Below are 7,442 nucleotides of genomic sequence, written 5' to 3'. Positions count from 1 at the left end.
TGCGCAGCCCAGCGCGGGGCAAGCCCGCTCGCCACAGTTTTTGTGCATTGAGCTGCTGGACAAGCCGCAGGGCACCCAGGCGGTGGTAGACATACACCGTGGATTGATTGGCAAGGCGTTGGCTGAGCGTTGGTTTCTGTCGTTCGAGCGATAAAACCCTGGCTATGTGGTCGCATAGGGCCGCTGTGGCGAGCGGGCTTGCCCCGCGCTGGGCTGCAAAGCAGCCCTAGTAAGTCGAATGCGGTGTGGCAGATACACCATAGCGCTGGGTTTTAGGGCTGCTGCGCAGCCCAGCGCGGGGCAAGCCCGCTCGCCACAGTTTATGGGCCCCAGGGGGCTGCTGATCAGTGGGCAAACAACGAGTTGCCCTTCTGGCCCGCGAGTTTCTCGGGTTTGATCAGGAACCGCGCCAGTGCCGGCAACAGCCACAGTGCGCCAAACATGTTCCACAGCAGCATGAAGGTCAGCATCAGGCCCATGTCAGCCTGGAACTTGATCGCCGAGAAGATCCAGGTGCACACGCCGATTGCCAGGCACAGGCCGGTGAACAACACGGCTTTACCGGTGGACTTGAGCGTCTGGTAGTAGGCTTCCTGCAACGGTAGGCCGGCACGCAGGAAACTTTCCAGGCGGCTGTAGATATAGATGCCGTAGTCCACACCAATCCCCACGCCCAGCGCCACCACCGGCAAGGTCGCGACCTTGACGCCGATGCCCATGAACGCCATCAGCGCGTTGCCCAGCACCGAGGTCAGCACCAGCGGCAGCACGATGCACAAGGTCGCCGCCCAGGAGCGGAAGGTGATCATGCACATGGTCGCCACGCACAGGTAGACCAGGATCAGGATGGTCAGCTCGGCTTCCTTGATCACCTCGTTGGTGGCCGCTTCGATCCCGGCGTTACCGGCGGCGAGGATAAACTCCAGGCCGTCCTTGTTGTTTTCCTTGGCGAACTCCTGCACCGCATGCACCGCGCGGTCGAGGGTCTCGGCCTTGTGGTCGTTGAGGAACACCAGCACCGGCGCCAGGGAGCAATTGTTGTTGTACAGGCCGTCGGCACGGGCGATGGAGTTGTTCAGCACATCCGGGTTGCGCGACAGGGTTTCCCATTTCAGGTTGCCCTCGTTCATACCCTTGATCATCTGCTTGGACACGGTCACCAGGGAGATCGCCGACTGCACGCCCTCGGTGTTCTGCATCTTCCACATCAACTGGTCGATGGGCGCCATGGCTTCGTAGCGCGAACAGCCTTCAGCCTTGGTCTTGACCATCACCACCAGCACATCGGAGCTGGTGGAGTAGTTGTTGATGATGAAGTTGTTGTCTTTGTTGTAGCGCGAGTCCGGACGCAGTTCCGGGGCACCCTGGTCGAGGTCGCCGATCTTCAGGTTCTGGCTGTACCACAGGCCGCCACCGAAGGCGACCAGGGCCAGGGCAATGGAGATGGGTGCAACTTTGGGGCTGGCGAAGTTCGACAACAGGCGCCAGAACGGATGGTCGCGGTTGGCGTCTTTCTTGCTCTTGGCGATCGCACGCTTGCTGATGCCGACATAGGAAATCGCTACCGGCAGCAGGATCAGGTTGGTGAACACGATCACCGCCACACCGATGGAAGCGCCGATGGCCAATTCACGGATCACGCCGATATCGATGATCAGCAGGGTGATGAAGCCCACCGCATCCGCAAGAATCGCGATCATCCCCGGCAGGAACAGTTGCCGGAACGTGCGGCGGGCCGCTGTCAGGGCGTTGTCGGCCTCGCTGGATTGCAGGGCGATGCCGTTGATCTTCTGTACGCCGTGGGAAATGCCGATGGCGAAGATCAGGAACGGCACCAGCATGGAATACGGATCCAGGCCGAACCCGAAGAAGTGCATCAACCCCAGTTGCCAGACCACGGCCACCAGCGTCGTGATCAACACCGCGACCGTGCTGCGCAGGCAGTTGGTGAACCACAGCAGCAGCACCAGGGTGATCACGAACGCGATACCGAAGAACAGCACCACCATGATCAGGCCGTCGATCAGGTCACCGACTTTCTTGGCAAAGCCAACGATATGGATCTGGACGTTGGGGTTCTGCTCCTGGAACTTGGTGCGGATCTTGTCTTCCAGTTCGTGGGAAAACTTCTGGTAGTCCAAGGCCAGCAACTTGCCCTGGTCCTGCGGGTCCGGGTAGGACTCCAGCAACGGGATATCGACGATGCTCGACTTGAAGTCGTTGGCCACCAGGCGCCCGACCTGGCCGGACTTGAGCACGTTATTGCGCAACTGGTCGAGGCTTTCCGGCGAGCCGTTGTAGCTCTGCGGGATCACTTCACCGCCGGCAAAGCCTTCTTCGGTCACTTCAGTCCAGCGCACGCTGGGGCTCCACAGGGACTTGAGGCCGGAGCGGTCAACACCGGAGATGTAGAACACCTCGTCGTTGATCTGACGCAGGGTCTCCATGTACTCCTTGCTGAAGATGTCACCGTCCTTGGCCTCCACCGAGATACGCACGGTGTTGCCCAGGTTTGCCAGGTCGTTGCGGTGTTCCATCATCTTTTCGATGAAGGGGTGCTGCAGCGGGATCATTTTTTCGAAGCTGGTGGAAGGCCGGATCAAGGTGGCCTGCCAGAACAGGAAAATGCTCACCAGCAGGCAGATCACGATCACTGCCGGGCGGTTGTTGAAGATCAGGCGCTCAAGAAAGGTCGCTTTATCGTTGTGATGACTGCTCATTCTATCCCCGCCTTCTTATTGTTTTTTGCGTTCGGCGCCAGTTGGCTCGGCGACGCGTACGCCACCCTGCCCCACCAGAATCAAGTCGCCGTTGCCCGCCGCCGTCACCGCCGACAGTGAAATACGGTCCGGGCGGTTGAATACGCTGAACGTCAGGCCATCGTCGTGGCTGACTACCACGCTGCCACCGTTGCCGACCACCACCAGGGTGCCGTCGTCGAGCAGGGTCGCGCCCGACAGGCCAAATTCCAGGGTGCCACGGGCGGCCTTGAGCGCCACCGGTTCCCAGGTGTCGCCAAAGTCGGTGGAGCGGAACAGGTTGCCGCGCAAGCCGTAGGCCAGCAGGGTTTTGGGCTGCGCGGTGCCGATCACGCCAAACAGCGAACCCTCGTAGGGGCCTTCGAGTTTTTCCCAGGTCTGCCCCTCGTCGCTGGAGCGGAACATGCTGCCCTGCTCACCGACGATGAACAGGCCGGCATCCTTGACCTGGGCGATGGCGTTGAGGTGGTACTGGTCTTCGTTGTCGAGGCGATCGCTGACATCGGTCCAGGTCTTGCCCGCGTCGGTGGTCTCGATCAGCGCACCGTAGGCGCCCACCGCAAAGCCGTGGTTGGGGTCGTTGAAGAGTACGTCCAGCAGCGGCGCTTCACGGCTGAGGTCTTTGAACTGCTCAGTCCAGGTGGCCCCGGCATCGGTGCTGGCGAGGATCTTGGCGTCATGCCCCACCGCCCAACCGTGCTGCTCGTCGATAAAAAACACTGCCGTGAGCAGTTGCCGGGTCGGCACCTTGGCTTGCACCCAGGTGACGCCCTGATCATCGGAATAAAGGATATGCCCGCGATCACCGACCGCCACCAGGCGTTTGCCGGCGTGCACGACGTCGATCATCAGGCCTTTTTCGGCCCTTGGCGATTCAATGGCAAATACCGCAGGTTCTGCGGCTTCGGTTGCAGCCTGGGCAGCCGTCGACAACGCGACAACCCCCAGCAGCGAGAGCGCTGTAGCCAGCACCGCGACCTTGCGCGATGCGAGCGGGCGGCAAAAACCCACACCCATGACAGGCTCACTCATAGACCTTTCTCCCATTTATTATTGTTAGGTCGTAACACCTTCCAGGGTGTTCGCAGTGCGCAAACCTGCAATCTAGAGCCCCTTGAGGAAGCAGGGGCCATCCTATCGGGCTTTCGAATCGTCTGACAATCGGCGCTACGTTATCTTTTGTTAACTGAAGGCCTTTTGCCTGCTGGCTGAATATAGCCGCATTCGCCGAAATGATGACTTCGTACATTTCTCTGTAGGAGCGAGCTTGCTCGCGAACACCCTCAGAGCACCTCGGGGGCCTGGAGCCCCGCGTCATCGTTGGCGACCTTCGCGAGCAAGCTCGCTCCTACAAGGTGATAATATTTATATTCCACGTATTGATGATTGAGAATTTTTATTCTATTAATTGCCTTCCTGAAAATAACAATCAAAAGGACCATCGCCATGCGCGCACTTGGAATCGGCCTGATCGGTACAGGCTTCATGGGCCGTGCCCACGCACTGGCGTTCAATAACGCCCGTACGGTATTTGATTTGCCCTTCAACCTGACGCTGGCGGCCCTGGCCGATGCCGATACCGAGCGCGCACAACGCTGCGCCAGCGCCTGGGGGTTCGCCAAGGCCCATGGCGACTGGCAACAATTGATCGATGACCCGCAAGTGGACCTGGTGGCCATCACCACCCCCAATCACCTGCACTACCCCATGGCCATGGCTGCACTGGCGGCGGGCAAGGCGGTGTATTGCGAAAAGCCCCTGGCCGTGAGCCTGGAACAGGCCGACGCGATGCGCCGCGCCGCCCGTGAGGCCGGGGTGGTGACGCGGGTCGGCTACAACTACCAGCACAACCCGATGATCGTCCTGGCGCGGCAGATGATTGAAGCGGGCGAACTGGGGCAGATCATCAGTTTCCAGGGCGAGTTCAGTGAAGACTTCATGGCCGACCCGGCCTCGCCGTGGTCATGGCGCTGTGAGGTGGGACATGCTGGCGGCGCCCTGGCGGACCTCGGTAGTCATCTGCTGGCGATGGCGCGGTATCTGGTGGGCGATATCACGCACGTTTGTGCCGACAGCCAGACGGTCCACGGTCAACGACCTGCCAGCCCTGGCAGTAGCGAGAGGCGGCCGATCGAGATCGACGACCAGGTGCATGGCTTGCTGCGCTTTGCCAACGGCGCGCGCGGGACCGTCAGCAGCAGTTGGCTAAAGCGTGGCTACAAGAACCATTTGAGTTTCGAGATCAGTGGTACACAAGGCACGCTGGCCTTCGACCAGGAGCGCTTGAATGAACTGCGGGTATGCCGGGCTGGCGCAGACAGTTTCCAGCGTTTACTGGCCGGCCCCGCCCTGCCCGGCTATGCCGCGTTCAGCCCGGCGGCGGGGCATCAGTTGGGGTACAACGAGTTGAAGACCCTGGAGGTGCAGGAGTTGATCATGGCACTGGCTGGGCAAGGCGCGACGGGGACTGATTTCGAGGAGGCGTGGGCAGTGGAACGGCTGGCGACAGCCATTCGCCTCGCTGCGCGGGAAGAGCGCTGGGTCAACGTGAACCAGGTCTGAATCTGCATACCCCCCTGTGGGAGCGGCGGTGCGACTTGCCCGCGAAAGCGGTGGTTCAGTCACTGCTTGGGTGGCCGAGGTACCGCTATCGCAGCGGTGCAGCGATCCGACAAGCCAGCTCCCACAGTTGATGGGTGGTGTGGCCAAAATACTCTGCCCGATAAAGATCCCCTGTGGGAGCGGGCTTGCCCGCGATGGCGTCCGTTCAGGCAGAAATGTATCAAATGACCCACCGCTATCGCAGGCAAGCCAGCTCCCACCTTTGATTTGTGGTGTGGCCGAATACTCTGCCCGATAAAGATTCCCTGTGGGAGCGGGCTTGCCCGCGATGGCGTCCGTTCAGGCAGAGATGTATCAACTGACCCACCGCTATCGCCGGCAAGCCGGCTCCTACAGTTAGCGCAGTGCCCGGCGTAGGACCTTGCCCACGGTAGTCTTGGGCAGTTCCTCGGTGCGGAACTCGACAAACTTGGGCACCTTGTAGCCCGTCAGGTACTCCCGGCAATGGGCCAACAGTTGCTCCTGGGTCAGGTTCGGGTCGCGGCGCACTACCACAATTTTCACCTTCTCCCCGGTCACCCCATCTTCCACACCAATCGCCGCCACTTCCGCCACGCCCGGGTGCAAGGCCACCACATCCTCGATCTCATTGGGGTAAACGTTGAAGCCCGACACGAGGATCATGTCCTTCTTGCGATCCACCAGGCGGATGAAGCCCTGTGCATTCATCACCCCGATATCCCCAGTCGACAGCCAGCCCTCGGCATCCAGCACCTCGGCGGTTTCCTTGGGGCGTTGCCAGTAGCCCTGCATCACCTGCGGGCCGCGCACCTGCAGTTCGCCCTGCTCGCCAATGTCAGCCAATGCGCCGTCCTCGCGGATGAAGCGCACCCAGGTCGACGGCAATGGCACGCCGATGCTGCCGGTAAATTCCATGTCGCGCATGCGTGAGATATCGATGGGGCTGATGCTCACCACCGGCGAGCATTCCGTCAGGCCGTAACCCTCGATGATCGGCAGGCCAGTGACTTCTTTCCAGCGCTTGGCCACCGCCGTGTGGGTGGCCATGCCGCCAGCGATCACCAGGCGCAGGTCGGAAAAGTCCCGCGCACGGAACTCCGCGTTCTCCAGCAAGCCGTTGAACAATGTGTTGACCCCGGCAATCCCGTTGAAGCGCTCCTTGCGCAGGATCATCTGCACGCGCTTCACGTCCCGTGGGTTGGCGATCAGGATGTTGCGCCCGCCCAGGCACATGAACATCAGGCAATTCACCGTCAGGGAAAAGATGTGATAGAGCGGCAACAGGGTGACGTTGGTTTCTTGCTGGTTCTGATCCAGTTGATCGCCGACCCATGCCTTGGCCTGCAACAGGTTGGCGATGATATTGCGGTGGCTGAGCATCACGCCCTTGGCATCGCCGGTGGTGCCGCCGGTGTATTGCAGAAATGCCAGTTCCTCGCGCGCCAGCGGCACCGGCGTGTGCGTCAGGCCCCGGCCCTGCTTGAGGGCGGTGTTGAAGCGCACCGCGCCTGGCAGATTGAAGGCCGGCACCTGCTTTTGCACGCGACGCAGGATGAAGTTCATCGCCGCGCCCTTGAAGGTGCCGAGCAGGTCGCCGATAGCGGCAATGACCACACGTTTGACGGTGCTGCCGGCCACGACTTTTTCCAGGGTGTGGGCGAAGTTTTCGAAGATCACCACGGTCTCGGCGCCGCTGTCCTTGAGCAGGTGCTTGAGTTCGTGGGAGGTGTACAACGGGTTGACGTTGACCACCACCGCACCGGCGAGGATGGTGCCCAGCAAGCAGATCGGGTACTGCAGGCAGTTAGGCATCATCAACGCCACGCGGTCGCCCTTGCGCACACCCTGGGCCTGCAGCCAGGCGGCAAAGGCAACGCCCTGGGCCTGCCAGGCGGCGTAGGTCATTTCGGTGCCGATGCTGACGTAGGCCACACGGTCACGGTACTTGTGCAGGTGCTCCAGGAAGACCTCGCGCAACGACGGGTAGTCCTCGATGCCGGCCTCAATGTCCGTGGGCACCCCGGGCAGGTAGGCGTTCAACCAGATACGTTCGGTTTGTTCCTGGCTCACAGCGTTCATGGCAGTCTCCTTGTTGTTGTT

Annotated in this window: 4 protein-coding genes; 1 reads left to right on the top strand and 3 read right to left on the bottom strand. The window is 61.1% G+C overall.

Features of this window, described 5'->3' with window-relative positions; translation table 11 throughout:
• Positions 1-344 precede the first annotated feature (344 nt).
• Together BHC62_RS20625 and BHC62_RS20620 are read right to left on the bottom strand one after the other, a co-directional pair.
• A complete protein-coding gene (locus BHC62_RS20625) occupies positions 345-2,720 on the bottom strand; it encodes an RND family transporter (RefSeq protein ID WP_029292848.1) in 2,376 nt (791 codons plus the stop codon).
• A gap of 15 nt (positions 2,721-2,735) precedes the next feature.
• Positions 2,736-3,776: a YCF48-related protein gene (locus tag BHC62_RS20620; RefSeq protein WP_070995969.1), complete on the bottom strand. Its 1,041-nt coding sequence runs from the start codon at positions 3,774-3,776 to the stop codon at positions 2,736-2,738.
• A 429-nt stretch (positions 3,777-4,205) separates the two neighbouring features.
• Between BHC62_RS20620 and BHC62_RS20615 the strand changes: the two genes are divergently transcribed.
• The gene (locus BHC62_RS20615; RefSeq protein WP_070995968.1) at positions 4,206-5,321 is read left to right on the top strand and encodes a Gfo/Idh/MocA family protein; all 1,116 of its coding nucleotides are present in this window, start codon (positions 4,206-4,208) and stop codon (positions 5,319-5,321) included.
• A gap of 396 nt (positions 5,322-5,717) precedes the next feature.
• On the opposite strand, the gene BHC62_RS20610 is transcribed toward BHC62_RS20615, so the two are convergent.
• On the bottom strand, positions 5,718-7,421 hold the full coding sequence (locus BHC62_RS20610; RefSeq protein WP_070995967.1) for an AMP-binding protein: 1,704 nt from the start codon (positions 7,419-7,421) through the stop codon (positions 5,718-5,720).
• Positions 7,422-7,442 lie beyond the last annotated feature (21 nt).

This window comes from Pseudomonas sp. 06C 126 (genome assembly GCF_001855215.1).
Classification (GTDB): domain Bacteria; phylum Pseudomonadota; class Gammaproteobacteria; order Pseudomonadales; family Pseudomonadaceae; genus Aquipseudomonas; species Aquipseudomonas proteolytica.
This window is presented reverse-complemented; position numbering and strand designations above follow the sequence as displayed.

Coding starts and splice junctions, on each gene's coding strand:
- BHC62_RS20625 (WP_029292848.1), bottom strand. CDS start 2,720: ATGAGCAGTCATCACAACGATAAAGCGACCTTTCTTGAGCGCCTGATC.
- BHC62_RS20620 (WP_070995969.1), bottom strand. CDS start 3,776: ATGGGTGTGGGTTTTTGCCGCCCGCTCGCATCGCGCAAGGTCGCGGTG.
- BHC62_RS20615 (WP_070995968.1), top strand. CDS start 4,206: ATGCGCGCACTTGGAATCGGCCTGATCGGTACAGGCTTCATGGGCCGT.
- BHC62_RS20610 (WP_070995967.1), bottom strand. CDS start 7,421: ATGAACGCTGTGAGCCAGGAACAAACCGAACGTATCTGGTTGAACGCC.